Annotated in this window: 13 protein-coding genes; 10 read left to right on the top strand and 3 right to left on the bottom strand. The window is 54.5% G+C overall.

The features are described 5' to 3' along the window. Window positions 1-22 precede the first annotated feature (22 nt). The 10 genes from ileS to HLUCCO03_RS03095 all read left to right on the top strand — a co-directional run bounded on the left by ileS (window position 23) and on the right by HLUCCO03_RS03095 (window position 11,926). Window positions 23-2,842: an isoleucine--tRNA ligase gene (ileS, locus tag HLUCCO03_RS03140; protein ID WP_027831010.1), complete on the top strand. Its 2,820-nt coding sequence runs from the start codon at window positions 23-25 to the stop codon at window positions 2,840-2,842. Between the two features lie 25 nt (window positions 2,843-2,867). Continuing rightward, window positions 2,868-3,374: a signal peptidase II gene (gene lspA, locus HLUCCO03_RS03135; RefSeq protein ID WP_155939883.1), complete on the top strand. Its 507-nt coding sequence runs from the start codon at window positions 2,868-2,870 to the stop codon at window positions 3,372-3,374. A 25-nt stretch (window positions 3,375-3,399) separates the two neighbouring features. Next, complete coding sequence (gene fkpB / locus HLUCCO03_RS03130; RefSeq protein WP_027831012.1) at window positions 3,400-3,852, top strand: FKBP-type peptidyl-prolyl cis-trans isomerase; 453 nt, start codon at window positions 3,400-3,402, stop codon at window positions 3,850-3,852. A gap of 173 nt (window positions 3,853-4,025) precedes the next feature. Further along, window positions 4,026-4,976: a 4-hydroxy-3-methylbut-2-enyl diphosphate reductase gene (gene ispH / locus HLUCCO03_RS03125; RefSeq protein ID WP_027831013.1), complete on the top strand. Its 951-nt coding sequence runs from the start codon at window positions 4,026-4,028 to the stop codon at window positions 4,974-4,976. A 186-nt stretch (window positions 4,977-5,162) separates the two neighbouring features. Then, a complete protein-coding gene (locus HLUCCO03_RS03120; RefSeq protein WP_081813498.1) occupies window positions 5,163-5,666 on the top strand; it encodes a GspH/FimT family pseudopilin in 504 nt (167 codons plus the stop codon). After that, complete coding sequence (pilV, locus tag HLUCCO03_RS03115) at window positions 5,666-6,151, top strand: type IV pilus modification protein PilV (protein WP_051603777.1); 486 nt, start codon at window positions 5,666-5,668, stop codon at window positions 6,149-6,151. Before HLUCCO03_RS03120 ends, pilV begins: the two co-directional genes overlap by 1 nt. After that, on the top strand, window positions 6,151-7,272 hold the full coding sequence (locus HLUCCO03_RS03110; protein WP_051603778.1) for a PilW family protein: 1,122 nt from the start codon (window positions 6,151-6,153) through the stop codon (window positions 7,270-7,272). Before pilV ends, HLUCCO03_RS03110 begins: the two co-directional genes overlap by 1 nt. A gap of 3 nt (window positions 7,273-7,275) precedes the next feature. Continuing rightward, a complete protein-coding gene (locus HLUCCO03_RS03105; RefSeq protein WP_027831015.1) occupies window positions 7,276-7,755 on the top strand; it encodes a PilX N-terminal domain-containing pilus assembly protein in 480 nt (159 codons plus the stop codon). Window positions 7,756-7,796: 41 nt separating this feature from the next. After that, on the top strand, window positions 7,797-11,426 hold the full coding sequence (locus HLUCCO03_RS03100) for a PilC/PilY family type IV pilus protein (protein ID WP_081813499.1): 3,630 nt from the start codon (window positions 7,797-7,799) through the stop codon (window positions 11,424-11,426). A gap of 80 nt (window positions 11,427-11,506) precedes the next feature. Beyond that, on the top strand, window positions 11,507-11,926 hold the full coding sequence (locus HLUCCO03_RS03095; RefSeq protein ID WP_027831019.1) for a type IV pilin protein: 420 nt from the start codon (window positions 11,507-11,509) through the stop codon (window positions 11,924-11,926). Between the two features lie 15 nt (window positions 11,927-11,941). Here the strand turns inward: HLUCCO03_RS03095 and HLUCCO03_RS03090 are convergent, their stop codons facing one another. From HLUCCO03_RS03090 to HLUCCO03_RS03080, 3 genes are all read right to left on the bottom strand, one after another. After that, on the bottom strand, window positions 11,942-12,511 hold the full coding sequence (locus HLUCCO03_RS03090) for a GspH/FimT family pseudopilin (RefSeq protein ID WP_027831020.1): 570 nt from the start codon (window positions 12,509-12,511) through the stop codon (window positions 11,942-11,944). Window positions 12,512-12,612: 101 nt separating this feature from the next. Then, window positions 12,613-14,001 (bottom strand): sigma-54 dependent transcriptional regulator, encoded by a 1,389-nt coding sequence (locus HLUCCO03_RS03085; RefSeq protein WP_027831021.1) that lies wholly within the window; start codon window positions 13,999-14,001, stop codon window positions 12,613-12,615. 53 nt (window positions 14,002-14,054) lie between these two features. Next, window positions 14,055-15,704, bottom strand: coding sequence for an ATP-binding protein (locus HLUCCO03_RS03080; protein WP_027831022.1), 1,650 nt, complete (start codon window positions 15,702-15,704; stop codon window positions 14,055-14,057). Window positions 15,705-15,736 lie beyond the last annotated feature (32 nt).

Below are 15,736 nucleotides of genomic sequence, written 5' to 3'. Positions count from 1 at the left end.
ACCTGAGCTACGCAACATAACCATGAGCGACTACAAGCATACTCTGAATCTGCCCGATACCGCCTTTCCCATGCGCGGTAACCTCGCCAAGCGTGAGCCGGCCATGCTCAAGCGCTGGCAGGACCTGGATGTCTACGGCAACCTGCGCAAGCAGCGCGAGGGCCGGGAGAAGTTCATCCTTCACGATGGGCCTCCTTACGCCAACGGCAGCATTCATATCGGTCATGCAGTCAACAAGATTCTCAAGGACATGATCGTAAAGTCCCGCAGCTTCATGGGGTATGACGCGCCTTACGTTCCCGGCTGGGATTGCCACGGTCTGCCCATCGAGCACAAGGTTGAACAGGAAATCGGCAAGGCCGGTGTGAAGGTGGACTACAAAACCTTCCGTCAGGCCTGTCGCGACTATGCCACCAAGCAGATTGCCGGCCAGAAAGCGGATTTTATCCGCCTGGGTGTCATGGGGGAGTGGGAAAAACCCTACCTGACCATGGACCCGAAAGTGGAGGCAGGCATCGTGCGTGCCCTCGGCAAGATTGTCGCCAAGGGCCACCTGGTTCGCGGGTTCAAACCGGTGTACTGGAGCGTGGTCGGTCAGTCCGCGCTGGCGGAAGCCGAGGTGGAGTATCAGGACAAGACCTCGGTTCAGATTGATGTACGTTTTACCGTGGTTGATCAGGCAAAGGTACTGGATCTGTTCGGCACAGATAAAGGTGAGGGTGAGGTCTCGGTTGTGATCTGGACCACTACCCCCTGGACCATCCCCGCCAACCAGGCTGTGTCTATCCACGCCGAGCTGGACTATGCACTTGTGCAGGCCGATGCCGGTCAGGGCCCCGAACGGATGATTCTGGCGGCCGAGATGGTCGATGGCATCATGTCGCGCTGGGGTATCGAGAAATACGAGGTGCTGGCCACGGTGCCGGGCGCCACGCTGGAGAAACTGGACCTTCATCACCCGGTCTACGACAAACAGGTTCCGTTGATCCTGGGGGACCACGTGTCCACCGATGCCGGCACCGGCGCTGTTCACACCGCACCCGACCACGGGGTTGAAGACTTTGAAGTGGGCAAGGCTTACGGCATTGGTACCATCAGCCTGGTCAAGGCAGACGGCACCTACACCCAGGCTGCCGGTGAGTTTGCCGGTGTGCATGTCTACAAGGCAGATGATCCGGTCTGCTCCGCGCTGGAGCGCGAGGGCAAGCTGGTTCGGGCAGAGAAGTTCAGTCACAGCTATCCCCACTGCTGGCGCACCAAGACACCGCTGATCTACCGTGCTACCCCCCAGTGGTTTATCAGCATGGACAAGGAAAACCTCCGTGACGATGCGCTCGAGGCCATCAAGGGCGTACGCTGGGTGCCGGCCTGGGGGCAGAACCGCATCGAAGCCATGTTCAAACAGTCTCCCGACTGGTGTATCTCGCGCCAGCGTACCTGGGGCGTACCAATCACCTTGTTTATCCACAAGGAAACCCAGGAATTGCATCCGGACACCCAGAACCTGATCGAAGCGGTGGCAAAGGAAATCGAGAAAGGCGGCATCGACGCCTGGTACGACATTGACGCTGCAGATCTGTTGGGCAGTGACGCCGATCAGTATGAAAAGGTGATGGACACCCTGGATGTCTGGTTCGATTCCGGGGTCACCCACGAATCGGTATTGCGCCCACGCACCGAGCTGGGTCAGTTCCCGGCGGATATGTACCTGGAGGGCTCCGACCAGCACCGGGGCTGGTTCCAGTCGTCCCTGAAAACCTCCATCGCGATGAACGGTGTGGCACCCTACAAGCAGGTGCTCACCCACGGCTTTACCGTCGATGGCAAGGGCCGCAAGATGTCCAAGTCCCTGGGCAACGTGATTGCGCCTCAGGAAGTCATGAACGAGCTGGGTGCGGATATCCTGCGCCTGTGGGTGTCTGCCACCGATTACAGCGGTGAGATGACCGTGTCCAAGGACATCCTCAAGCAGACTGCTGATGGCTACCGCCGTATCCGTAACACCGCGCGTTTCCTGCTCAGCAACCTTACCGGCTTCGAGCCGGAGCAGCACGCCGTGGCCCCGGACGACATGATCGCCCTGGACCGCTGGATGGTGGACAAGGCCCTGCAGTTGCAGAACGAGCTCCACGAGGATTACCAGAACTACGCCTTTTTGCGAATCTACCAGAAGGTTTACAACTTCTGCGAAGCGACCCTGGGCGGCTTTTACCTGGATATCATCAAGGATCGTCAGTACACCACCCAGGCCGACAGCCGCGAACGCCGCTCCTGCCAGACAGCCCTTTATCATGTGGCGGAAGCCCTGGTGCGCTGGATTGCGCCGATCCTGAGTTTCACGGCCGATGAGATCTGGCAGCACCTGCCGGGCAAGCGTGGCGATACCGTATTCTATGAAACCTGGTACGACGGGCTGACCGCCTTGCCGGAGAACGCCGAGCTGGGCCGCGATTACTGGAGCCGCATCTACAGCGTCAAGGAAGCGGTGAACAAATGCCTGGAGGAGGCCCGTGGCCGGGGTGAAATCAAGGGCTCGTTGAGTGCGGAAGTGACACTGTTCTGCGAAGGCGACCTGGCGAAAGACCTGAACTACCTGGGCGAAGAACTGCGCTTTGTGCTGATTACCTCTGAAGCAACGGTAAAGCCGGTATCGGAAGCGGAAGGCGCGGAGCAGACCTCCCACGAGGGGCTTCTGGTGAAAGTGGCTCCCGCCGCTCACGCCAAGTGCGAGCGTTGCTGGCATCACCGTGCTGACGTGGGGCAGAGCGAGAAGTACAGTGACCTGTGCGGCCGCTGTGTTACCAACGTGGAAGGGCAGGGCGAATCCCGCTCCTTTGCCTGATGGACGCCGACTTGTGGAAAGCGTAATGAACGAAAGCGAAGCAACCGGCTCCAAGCTGCGCTGGCTCTGGCTGGCGGCATTGGTGATTGTGCTGGACCTGGGCACCAAGGCGATGGCCACGGCCATGCTGACTTACGCCAACCCGGTGCCAGTGATGCCGATGTTCAATCTGACGCTGCTCCATAACACCGGAGCGGCCTTCAGTTTTCTGGCCGGTGCCGCGGGATGGCAACGCTGGTTCTTCATCACCCTGGCGCTGGTGGTCAGCGTGGTACTGGTGTTCTGGCTGAAATCCCTGCGGCGTGATGAAACCTGGTCGGCCATTGCCATCGTACTTATCCTTGGTGGGGCCTTGGGCAACGTGTACGACCGGGTTGTTCACGGCTATGTGGTGGATTTTCTGCATTTTTACTGGAACAACTACCATTTCCCCGCGTTTAACATTGCTGACACGGCGATAACCATCGGTGCCGGCATGATGATCCTCGATATTTTCCGCAAGCCCCGGGATTCCGGTGGCGACCCGGAGTGACGGAAGACAGGAGCGATAGCTGCCCATGAAAGAACTTCCCGTAGACCAGGGAACGCGCGTCACCCTTCATTTCGCACTGAAGTTCAGTGATGGTGAAGTGATTGATTCCACCTTCGAGAAGGAGCCGGCAACGCTGGAAATCGGCGATGATAACCTGCCGGAGAATTTCGAAGCGTATCTGATGGGTATGAAGGCCGGGGACCGGAACAGCTACGAGGTGCCACCGGAGAAGGCGTTTGGCCAGCACAACCCGAACAATGTACAGACGTTCAAGCGCAGCGAGTTCAGTGCGGACATGGTGCTGGAGAAGGGGGTGATGATTTCGTTTGCGGATGCGCGCCAGAGTGAATTGCCTGGGGTGGTCAGCCGCGTTGAGGGGGACCAGGTTGAGGTGGACTTTAATCACCCTCTGGCGGGGCGTACACTGACGTTTGAAGTGGAAATTATTGATGTGGAGCCTGTAGGGCAGTCCCACTGATCGTATTCTGGCCTGGTAGCCTGGGTGCTTGTCAGCCTACGGAAAGAGCTGTCCCGGGATACGCTGTGAATACGTCCCTGTACGCTCGACAAAAACATCCATGTTTTTGACGATCCCGGGACAGCTCTTTCCGCAGGCTTCCGCAAACTTGTTTGATATCGCAGGGCAAATCTATGCAAATCCGACTCGCTAACCCCCGTGGCTTTTGTGCCGGTGTCGACCGCGCGATTGAAATCGTAAACCGTGCCCTGGATGTGTTTGGCGCGCCGATCTACGTTCGCCATGAAGTCGTGCATAACAAGTTTGTGGTGGATAACCTGCGTGAGCGTGGCGCTGTGTTTGTGGATGAGCTGGAAGAGGTGCCAGACGACAAGCTGGTGATCTTCAGTGCCCATGGTGTGTCCCAGGCAGTGCAGAATGAGGCTGCACGGCGGGGCTTGAAGGTATTTGACGCCACCTGTCCGCTGGTAACCAAGGTGCACCTGGAGGTGATGAAGTACAGCCGCGATGGGCGCGAGTGCATCCTGATCGGGCACCATGGCCATCCTGAAGTGGAAGGCACCATGGGGCAGTATGATCACAGTAATGGTGGTGATATCTATCTCGTGGAAGACGAGAAGGACGTGGCTGCACTGGAGGTGAAAGACCCTTCAAAGCTGTCCTACGTCACCCAGACCACACTTTCCATGGACGACACAGCCCGTGTGATTGATGCGCTGCGGGACAAGTTCCCGGAAATCCAGGGCCCCCGCAAGGATGACATCTGTTACGCCACCCAGAACCGCCAGGACGCCGTAAAGCAGCTGGCCGGCGATTGCGACCTGATGCTGGTGGTGGGTTCGCCCAACAGCTCCAACTCCAATCGCCTGCGAGAGTTGGCGGAGCGGATGGGGACGCCTGCCTATTTGATTGACGAAGCGACGCAGATCGACCCTGTCTGGCTCGAAGGCAAGAAGGCAGTCGGCGTGACTGCCGGTGCCTCTGCGCCTGAAGTGCTGGTGAATGACGTCATTTTGAGGCTGAGGAGTCTGGGCGGCGACTTACCAGAGGAAATTTCGGGGCGTGAAGAAAATATTGTTTTCTCGATGCCCCGGGAACTGCGGATTGATGTGGTTAATGTTTGACCGCAAACTTCCGCTACGCAACGCTAGGCTGTGTCGGGCGCCTACCTTATTTGTGAGAGAAATCTCGTTTCTACCGGCTCGAGCACCATTCATCGGATAATCAACTCCGCTTATCTTATCGTGACTGTTCCTTCGCGCTCCTCTTGATTAAAATCGATTAACGAATATTCGAACAGGCTGGGGCAAGTGAAATACTTTAACTCGGGTTTTACGCTAATAGAGCTAATGGTCACATTGGTGGTGCTAGGCATTCTGCTTGGGGTAGGTGTCCCATCTTTTAACAGCGTAATAGAAAATAATCGAGTTACTACTCAGGCTAACAGTCTTCTCGGGGCCATTAATCTTGCTCGGAGCGAGGCAGTCAAAAGAAGTGCCGAGGTATCGATTCAAAGTGAAAATGGTGGGTTTGAAAACGGATGGTGCGTCATTGTTGGTGGGTTGGACAATTGTGAAGACGCGGGCAACGACGGCCGATTAATCCGATCATTTTCAGGTACACGTGGGGTGTCCATGGCTAGTGGCGGCACCAACGGAATTACATTTGACAGTCGAGGGTATCGTCAGGTGCCTGCGGGCGATGTAGCTATTGATGTGGAATCAGTCGAATGTGAAGCGGACGAGCAGGGACTGCGAAGACTTACCGTTTCCCGGGCAGGTAGAGCTTCGCTTCAGCAGGGAGTTTGTGAATAATGAATGTCAAAATTTCCAACTACTGTGTAGCTACTTCCTCGAGAACGTCTTCAAGGCAGTCAGGTATAGCTCTGATCGAAGTGCTGGTGGCGGTCTTAATACTGGCGATCGGGCTTCTTGGAATGGCATCCATGCAGGGTTTATCCAGTCAGATGACCAACGCTGCCGAACAACGAACCCAAGCAGTACTGCTCTCCTCGGATATCATGGACCGGATTCGGTCAAACAGGAATAACCGTGCTCAATACGACGATCTGGAGGTCAGTTTCCAAGACACCCAATGTGTGCCGGACTATCAACCCAATAATGGGCAGAGCGTCAGCGAAAACGATATTGAAGAGTGGGCAAACTTGGTGGTGTGCTTGCTTCCTGAAGGAACTGCCGTGGTTGATGTCGATAACGTCACGGGCGAAGTCGATGTGACGATCGATTGGGAAAAACGGGATCCTGATGACGCACCAGTGAACTTGAGGACGGTGATCTGATGTCGAAAAGAAAAGCGGTCATGTCAACCATGAAGTGTCCGGGAGCTGGTTTGTCTGGAATGAGGGGGTTGTCTCTCATAGAACTCATGATTGCGATGTTGCTAGGCTTGATTCTGACGCTGGGGGTGGTGCAGGTCTACCTCGGCAGTAGTCAGACTTACCGGCTTACCGATGCCATTGCCCATGCCCAGGAAAATATCCGTTTTGCTGCAACCATGATTGAGAGGGATGTAAGAGGTGCCGGTGGTCTCTCATGTCTTCAGAATGCTAGTGACGTTGAAGTGAAACTCCAGGGCGACAGAGTCGTGGAGTTGGCCAATGGGTTGCTCGGATGGGAGTTTGATGGCACCGGGCCCGGAGAGGACTTTGGGGCATCTGATGAATTGGAGGGCGCCGGGTCGGGGAACTGGCTTGAAGGGCCCGGAGACGGTGAGTTTCCGCCCGAGATCGCCGGGGAAGTAATGTCGGGTACTGACGTGCTGATCGTTAACTCCCTTCAGACCATTCCTGTAGATATTACAGGCAGTGCAACTGGCAGTATAAGCCTTGATGGGGCCTCAGATATTCCCGTGGGTCGAATTGTCTTATCCATTGACGATAACTGTGCGTCCGGGGAACTTTTCCAGAATGCGAATAATGAAACCGCCAACTCGGTAGCCATGGCGGGTTCCGGCTTCGATCCGGGCAACATCCCTAGCAGTGGTTTTGAGCTTAGCTACGGTGCGAATGCCCGAGTTGCGGCCCACAATACATTTGCGTATTACGTAGGCATTGGTGCCAGTGGTGAGCCAGCGCTTATGCGGCAGCGACTCGATGCAGAACCGTCCAATCCGGAAGAGCTGGTTGAGGGCGTTGAAACCATGCAGGTTATGTATGGCATAGCACCGCCAAGTGGTTCACGCAACGAGGTCGACCAATATGTAACTGCCGAAAATGTCGCGGATTGGGCGGAAGTATTGAGTGTTAGATTGGCTTTTCTTGTTCGTAGTTCCGAGAACGCTACTGGGGAAACCCAGACCCGTGACTTCAATCTCGCCGGAACGGTCATATCTTCTCCTGAGGACAGGCGTGCGCGCCTGGTTTCTACAATGACTGTTGGTATTCGAAACCGCCTGGAGTGATATATGAAGAGCACAAATAATTTACGTCAACGCATGGAGGCGGGTAGTGCGTTGATTGTTTCTCTTATTATGCTGCTTTTGCTCTCCCTGATTGGTCTTGGCGGCATGCAATCGACCATCCTTCAGGAAAGAATGGCATCGAATTTACACGATCGGAATATCGCTTTTCAGGCAAGTGAGCGGGCTCTTCGTGAAGGTGAAGACTGGTTAGTGGACTCTTCAACGAATGCCTTAACGAATGATCGGCTTGACGAACCAGCATCTTGGGATGGCAACGATGCAGACGCCGTGACAGTAGAAACGTTGGACGACCAACTCTTTGCGGACCCAGCTTACCATGTTGGATGGGTGGCTGAGTATTGCCCGAGTCCGGTTGCCGGTGACCCTTGTTATGACCGCTTTGCGGTGACCTCAAGGGCTCAGGGTGGCACCGATACTTCGATAGTAATACTGCAGTCCATGTTTATGCCGGAACCCGATTGATCAGGGCGCGACGAATTAGGCAACCTGCCAGGAGAATAAAGATGAACTCGCAAGTCAGTTGGTACAAATCTACTTTCAACGGCAGCATTCGAAGTGCGCTTCTATCGTGTCTCGCTGGGATATTTACGTGGAATTCCGCAATCGCTTTTGCGGACCCTATCGACATTGCAAATGTGCCGCCGACACTTGGTGGTAATGTCTCGCCAAACATTATGTTCATTATTGATGATTCTGGCTCCATGCAATTTGAGTTGCCTGAGAGTCAGTACAGTTCTAATACAAATTATTTATTCCCGCCAGTTTCCAACATGTACGGCAGCGGGACCTACAGTGCGTACATTTTCGATTTTGACGATGATAACCCAAGAAATCGATTATTCAGATCTTATGATGGCAATCCGTTCTTTTATAATCCCGAAAAAACCTATCAGCCCTGGTTTCGAGGTGATCGAACTCAGTGGGACAATGCCGATCCACAGGCAGCCTATCGGTTTCCCGGAAGGACAGCTTCGGGGACTTTGAATCTTACGACTGAGCAGGATTGGAGCCGGTGGACGCGTCGCGGCTTCAATGGTTATTTTAACTCGAACGCTAATCTAGCTTACTGGCCGATCACTTATTATGTGAAAAAAGAGGGAGAAGATCGGTTCGATAAAGATAGTTACATCAAGTATCAGGTGCGTAATGGCGCCGCATACAGAACAGACCTTCAGAATGGTAATGAATCAGAAATTTCAAATTTCCAGTTTGGAGATACTACTCGTAGTGTCGAGGAAGAAATACAGAATTTTGCCAACTGGTATTCATACTATCGCTCTCGCACCCTCGCTGCGCGTTCCGGTATTGGCAACGCTTTTTCTCAGCAAGGTGAAGGGCTGCGGGTTGGTTATGGTCGCTTGAATAAGGGGGAGTCAAGCGTTGATGGCCGTAATACCAGTGTTATTGACAGGGGGGTCCGTGCGTTTGATGGCGACAACAGAGAAACGTTCTTCGATAGGCTCTATACCGACGGAGTTCCGAACGCTGGTACGCCCTTGCGTCTGGCGTTGAAGCGGGCCGGTGAATATTTTGAGCGCAGCGATAATCAGGGCCCGTGGGGCGCCGAGCCCGGAACGAACGATTCTAGAAGCCAACTGGAGTGCCGGCAGTCGTTCACCATACTCATGACTGACGGTTATTGGAGCGGTGGCTCTCCAGGCGTGGGAAATGTGGATGGAAGTAATGGTCCCCAGATTGATGATTACGACGGGTATCGTGCTGAGTCGCCATTCGAAGATGGTCGCAGTAATACACTGGCCGACGTCGCAATGCAGTACTGGAGCCGTGACCTGCGCCCGGACCTGGCAAATGAGGTTCCGACAAGCGGCCTTAACCCGGCATTCTGGCAACACATGGTGACGTTTGGCGTTGGTCTTGGAGTGACGGGAACGATAGACGATCCTCAAACAGTGTTTGATGCTATTGGTGATAATGATGTCGACATCGATTGGTCGAATCCTTTCTCCAATAATACTGCTATAAGTGAGCCCGCAAAGGTCGATGACCTTCTGCACGCAGCGGTTAACAGTCGCGGCGGATTCTTTAGCGCAGCGGACCCGGATGCTTTTGCCTCTGAGTTGTCAGGCGTCCTGACTACCATCGTCAGTCGTGTGGAAAATTCTTCTACTGCTGCCGCAGCCAGTTCAACTGTTTTCCGCCAGGGAGCACTCAGTTATTCTGCTGGATATCGCAGTACGGATTGGAGCGGCACTGTTCAGGCAGCGCAGATACTCTCGGGTGGGGCTCGCGGTGGACTCATCTGGGACGCGGAGCGGGAGTTGGAGTTCAAAGGTTATGAAAATCGTGATCTCTATACCCACAACGGAGCCTCAGGCGTACCATTCACCAACCCAGCCAGCCTAAGCGATAGCCAGCGTGACGCGCTGAATACGGGACTGGATAGCAATGAAGATAACCTTGGTTCCGACAGGCTGGCCTGGCTGGTGGGTAATGACAGCGCCAACGGAAGCTTCCGTACCCGTGAATTCCAGCCGGAAGGGAGTACCAACACTCGGTTGAGGTTATTGGGTGATATCATCGGCTCCAATCCCCAATATGTCGGTAGGACAAACTATGGATATCGCCGTTTGGGTGGTACTGAAGGGAGCAGCTACGCAACTTTCCGTGCGAGCGAGGATTACAATGAGCGCCCTGATGTCATCTATGTGGGCGCGAACAGTGGGTTTTTACATGCTTTCGATTCCCTGACAGGTGAGGAACTTTTTGCCTATATGCCTGGCGAGCTCCTTGAGCCAGGCGAAGATGGTTTCGCTCCAGTAAACGAACTCATGGATCGAAGCTACGAGCACAGATATTTTGTAGACGGTACTGCTGCAGTTTCTGACGTATATATAGATGGAGAGTGGCGCACTGTACTCATCGGCACTATGGGTGCTGGCGGCCGCACAGTTTTTGCACTGGATATTACTGAACCTGATGATTTTAGTGAAAATGATGTGTTGTGGGAGTTTACCCACGATGAGCTGGGTTACGGTGTAAGTGATGCCAATATAGTGAGGCTGGAATCTGGCCGGTGGGCAGCTGTGTTTGGTAATGGTTACAACTCCGAGTCCAATGAATCCGCTTTGTTTCTGGTTGATGTCGAAACCGGTAACCTGATATCCGAAATTTCGACAGGAGAGGGTGATGAAGATACTCCTAACGGAATGTCCGCACCGGTTGTATTGGCTGATCGAACCGATGGGACGGCAACGCGCGCATATGCCGGGGACCTTTTAGGCAATCTTTGGAGGATTGACCTGGGTTCGGCCCCCTATAAAAGTGAGAAAGTGTTCACCGCAACTGATGGCAGCGATAGGCCACAGCCTATAACCGCAGCCCCGCAGATTGCCTACGTTCCCGAAGGTAGCAGGGAAGACGTGATTGTTGTCTTCGGCACTGGCTCCTTTTTCCAAGCGAGCGACAGCATTGACAATCAGGTTCAGAGTCTTTACGGGATATACGATAGTGGAGATGCTGACGATTTTGAAAGAGACGATCTTCTGACTCAGGAAATCAATGTTCAGAATTCCACTGACTTCAACGTCAATGTAGATGGGACGATAGAGCCGCAAACATTGGAAATCAGGGCAGTTACCAACAATCAGCTCGGTACTGGCGATGAGGGTTGGGTGCTGGATCTGGACACTTCCGGAGGAGAGAGAGTCATTAGCCCGGCATCATTTCCGTCCGGCTTTCCCGTTACGCGAGTTCGCTTCAGTACGTTGATTCCCGAGACAAATGCTTGTGGCGGTGGCCAGGACGGTTATGTTATGGATGTCGACCTGCGCACAGGTGGCAAGACTGGTAATGCGGTCTTTGATCTGAACCGCGATGGCAAGTTCGATATCGGTGACTCCGCGGGCTCAGAAATTGTTAATGGCATAAAAAATGTTGTAAATGGTGAGCGAATCAGTGTTATCCGGGATCAAGGTGTAGATTTATTCTTGGAGTCGGAGATCGTTGATGTCCCGGATAGTTATGACGGTGCGGAAGAAATTGATAACGAGGGTGGTAGCGATGACGATTCTGACGATGATGGTGATGGAGGCGATGGTGGCTGTACTGGCCCACTTTGTGGTGACGCGGAAGATTTCCGTTTTGGGCGCCAGAATTGGGAAGAGTTGCGCTAACAGTTGAAAGTCTCAGATCCGGGGCGCTTTGACTAGTAGGCTCCGGTAGGGCAGAAGTATTGGCGCGTATTGGAGGCAGTATGGTGGATAGAAAAGCCGCAGGCTTTACCCTTATTGAATTGATGATTGTGGTGGCAATCATTGGAATAATCGCAGCGATCGCAGTACCGAGCTATCAGAGACATGTAGAGTCAACGCGACGAACGACAGCGCAGGGTGATTTGCTAGAGCTTGCTCAGTTTATGGAGCGTCGCTATACAAATGGCTATGATTATCGTACAGATGGAGGCAATGCGCCTGCATTACCTTTTACGGCGATGCCGCGGCAGGGTAACGGAACAGTATTCTACAATTACGCATTCGAGGGCAATGTTACCCGCACGGACTTCACCTTGCGGGCAACTCCTGCTTCAAGTCAGACCGAGGACGATTGCGGTTGGCTTGAAATAGACGAGGCGGGGACACGTTCCAGTGAATCAGGGGATGCGGAATGTTGGTAGTGATTTAAGGCGTTTTCAGCAGCTAATTGCTGAGCCGTCGGCTTTTTCCCTCACGCCATCTCCATCCATGTCTCTGGCCAGGCGTACCCTTCCGGACAATGTGATAATCAGTTGCTGGCGGGTCTCAGCGGTGTCATTTTGAGCACACCATGTCAAATTCCCCATCGTCCCCCGAGCGCTGCCTATTTCGGTAAACTGAAAGTAGCGGCGGGTACTTGGGGCGGAGCGAATTCTGCCGTATTCAGACACATTTACCTCTTGGAGTAGGTTGGCTCTTGCAGTTAGCCGCTTTAAGTTATTGGGATCGGTAAATATTGAGATAGTTCGGTTCCAATCAGAACTGCAGACTCTATTTTCGTCAAGCGGACAAATAGTAATAATCTGCGCACTACGAATGGCCTCCGAGCGCGCAGAATGAAACAATCTGGCCAAGGCCTTGATTTGAGTTTCGCCAGCGTGCCTTGCAACAAGAGTGTTGTAAGAGGCGGTTGTGGCGAAAAGAAAAATAGTGAGCAGTGCTAGGCAAACAATAAGCTCGACTAGGGTAAAACCGTTTTCACAACGTGGGGATTCCGTGTAAAACATCAGGCCCATCCTTGGGTTCTGTCAGTTGATAATAATTCGATGTTAGTCGATGTTAAATCGGAACCCTATCAGCATAGGCGGTAACTCGTGTAGGAGATGGCTTACTCCATCCCCAACTTCTTCAACCGATACCGCAACGCCCGAAAACTGATCCCCAGCCGCTTCGCCGCTGCAGTTTTGTTCCACCGTGTGGCCTCAAGGGCTTTCTCAATGGCCTGGCGCTCAATGGTTTCCAGGTAGTTTTCCAGATCAATTTCCCCCTCCGGCACTGCCAATAAATCCTGGCTTGTAGACAGTGTACTGCTGCCGGCAGCACCGGATAGGCCTGCAGTCGCGGGACCGTTGCCGATGTGAAGGTCCTCCGGGCCAATCAGGTCTGCATCGCATAGGGTGAATGCCCGCTCCAGAATATTCTCAAGTTCCCGCACATTGCCCGGGAAGTCATGTGCCTTGAGGCGATCTATGGCTTCTTTCGTCAGTGCGGCAGGCTCGCATTCGTATTCACGGGCGATGCGCTCGAGTATGTGGTTACTCAGCAGGCTGATGTCGTCTGGCCTGTCTCTCAACGCGGGCACCGGGAGCTCGATGACGTTGATGCGATAGAAAAGGTCCTGACGGAATTCGCCTTCCTGAACCAGGTTTGGCAGGTCCTTGTGGGTAGCGCTGAGCACTCGGATGTCGACCGGCACCTCTTTGGTGTCGCCTACCGGCCTGACAGCCTTTTCCTGAATGGCCCGAAGCAGCTTGACCTGCATCGCAAGTGGCAGGTCGGCCACTTCATCCAGAAAGAGGGTGCCGCCGTCGGCGGAGCGGAACAGGCCATCCTTGTTGTCCACGGCGCCTGTGAAGCTGCCTTTCTTGTGGCCGAAAAACTCGCTCTCCATCAGTTCGGAAGGGATGGCACCGCAGTTTACTGCGATAAAAGGGTGGTCCCGGCGGGGGCCTTGCAGGTGGATCATGCGAGCCACCAGTTCCTTGCCGCTGCCGGACTCACCGCTGATAAACACCGGGGCCTGGCTGCGTGCCAGTTTGCGGACCTGGTTTCTCAGGCGTTTTATCTCCGCAGAGTTGCCCAGCAGCAGGCCGGGCTCATCCGTTGCCGTTTCGTGGTCCGGTTCCGGTTCTGATAATTTCAGGGCGCTGTTAACCAGCTCACGCAAACGGGGAAGTTCAACTGGTTTTGATACGAAATCGAAAGCACCGGCCTTGAGTGACTCAATGGCTGTATCCATGTTTCCGTAGGCGGTGATCACCGCCACCGGGGTACAAGGCGTGTGTTGCTGGATCCACTGCACCAGTTCGATGCCATTGCCGTCGGGCAGGTTCATATCGGTGAGGCACAGCTGTGGCCGGTGTTCGCCCAGCAGCTTCTTCGCGCTGGTGATGTCCGGTGCTGTCAGAGTCTGAATGCCCATGCGGGTGAGGGTGATTTCCAGTAGATCCCGGATATCCGGTTCGTCGTCTACAATCAGCGCTGTATGAGTGGTCATTGGATTGTTATCGGTTCCATGTCATTGTTCAGACTGCCGGGCCTGGGCCGTTGTCATATCATCCGCCCGTGGTGAGCAAATGTTATTCGAAAACAACAGCCAAGCCGTTTGTCATCCACCAGGGACAGGTGAGCCTGGTTAGCCTCGCACAGTTCCCGTGCCAGATAAAGACCGAGGCCTGTCCCGCTTTTGTCGGTTGTGAAGAATGGCTCAAAAACGGAAACGCGGTGTTCAGGGGCGATGCCGGGCCCGAAGTCACGAACATCCACGTAGGCTCTCTCGCCGTCAGCCGTTGCCCCGGCATTGATCTCAATTTTCCGCTCGCCGGTATTCTGCTCGCTATAGCGTAGCCCGTTATCGCAAAGATTCACCATGACCTGCTCGATCTGGCTTACATCAAAACGGGCCTGAGGCAGGTTGGTTTCCATTCGCAGCTCAATGTGAGCACCTTTGTGTTGCTCGGTGTCCTGGGTCTGGAGATAGTCGTCACGAAATGCCGACAGCCACTGGCCAATGTCGATCAGGTCGGTACTGGCTTCACGGCGCCGGGACAGGTCCAGGACGTTTTCAATAATGCCGTTGACCCTGCGGGAGTGCCGTTCGATGATATCCAGCATTTTCCGGTCGCCGTCATCAAGGTTGGGGGACTCCCCCATCAGTTGTGAAGCGTGGCTGATGGCCCCGAGCGGGTTGCGGATTTCGTGGGCAATACCCGCAGTGAGACGCCCCAGCGAAGCCAGTTTCATCTGCTGTGCCTGCTGCGTTACCTTGCTCATGTCATCAATGAACACCAGAATCTGGTCGCCCCGCTCCTGATCAAGCTGGGTGAAATTGACCTGTACCATCGGCGAAGTTGGTGTGGCCTGAAACGGGTCGGTTCTTCGGGCTGGATCTTTCAGCCACGCCTCGAGCCCCAGCCGCAAAGGTTGGGGCAGGTTACGCCCCCGACTGGGCTGGCGGCCGGATTCGTCGCTGGCCACGCCAAAAAGCAGTTCCTCAGCTGCCGCGTTTGCCAGCCGGATATGGCCAAACCGGTCCAGTACAAGAATGCCTGTGCGCATGCGCTGTATGATCTGCCGGTTGATCTGCTCCAGTTCGGCAATACTGCGGGCGCGGGACGTGGCCAGTGCTTCGCTGCGAAGCATGCGCCGGGAAATATATTGCAGAGTGAACGCCGCCGCGAAATAGAGAATACCCAGGGAGCCGGCCCGTACGATTCCATCGGCGGAGTCGCCATAAGCCATGACCGACCAGGTGGAAATGCCCAGAGAGCAGATGGCACCCAGTGCCGCATAGAACGTGCCCATTCGGGTCGGTGTCAGAATATTACCGGCCGCTACCGAGACGATAACCAGATTGGCCAGTCCATTGGTAATACCCGTGCTGACGAGCAGGAGTCCATGGAGGATGAGAATATCCATCAGGATCGAGAGGGTGATATGCCGGCTTCGTGGCTGGAATCCGGCCAGCATTATCAGGGCGACGAAACCATTGATGGCCAGGTAACTGATGACGCCGGCCTGATAATAATCCATGGCCCGGAAGCGGGTATCAAAGTTGATCGGATCGACGAACAACAGCGCCACCAGGATCACGCTGACAACAACCCTGTAATGATTGTAGATGCGGAACAGTCTGCCCCTCTGGCTGACGGGAGGGGCATCTGCCTGGGGTTTGAGCTCGGTTGTCGGTGTGTCTGTCATAATCCGATGGGCATCCCGCGAGAATTCTGTAG

The organism is Marinobacter sp. HL-58 (assembly GCF_001314605.1).
GTDB lineage: Bacteria > Pseudomonadota > Gammaproteobacteria > Pseudomonadales > Oleiphilaceae > Marinobacter.
This window is presented reverse-complemented; position numbering and strand designations above follow the sequence as displayed.

Coding starts and splice junctions, on each gene's coding strand:
- HLUCCO03_RS03100 (WP_081813499.1), top strand. CDS start 7,797: ATGAACTCGCAAGTCAGTTGGTACAAATCTACTTTCAACGGCAGCATT.
- HLUCCO03_RS03080 (WP_027831022.1), bottom strand. CDS start 15,704: ATGACAGACACACCGACAACCGAGCTCAAACCCCAGGCAGATGCCCCT.
- HLUCCO03_RS03105 (WP_027831015.1), top strand. CDS start 7,276: ATGAAGAGCACAAATAATTTACGTCAACGCATGGAGGCGGGTAGTGCG.
- HLUCCO03_RS03110 (WP_051603778.1), top strand. CDS start 6,151: ATGTCGAAAAGAAAAGCGGTCATGTCAACCATGAAGTGTCCGGGAGCT.
- ispH (WP_027831013.1), top strand. CDS start 4,026: ATGCAAATCCGACTCGCTAACCCCCGTGGCTTTTGTGCCGGTGTCGAC.
- HLUCCO03_RS03085 (WP_027831021.1), bottom strand. CDS start 14,001: ATGACCACTCATACAGCGCTGATTGTAGACGACGAACCGGATATCCGG.
- fkpB (WP_027831012.1), top strand. CDS start 3,400: ATGAAAGAACTTCCCGTAGACCAGGGAACGCGCGTCACCCTTCATTTC.
- ileS (WP_027831010.1), top strand. CDS start 23: ATGAGCGACTACAAGCATACTCTGAATCTGCCCGATACCGCCTTTCCC.
- HLUCCO03_RS03095 (WP_027831019.1), top strand. CDS start 11,507: ATGGTGGATAGAAAAGCCGCAGGCTTTACCCTTATTGAATTGATGATT.
- HLUCCO03_RS03090 (WP_027831020.1), bottom strand. CDS start 12,511: ATGTTTTACACGGAATCCCCACGTTGTGAAAACGGTTTTACCCTAGTC.
- pilV (WP_051603777.1), top strand. CDS start 5,666: ATGAATGTCAAAATTTCCAACTACTGTGTAGCTACTTCCTCGAGAACG.
- lspA (WP_155939883.1), top strand. CDS start 2,868: ATGAACGAAAGCGAAGCAACCGGCTCCAAGCTGCGCTGGCTCTGGCTG.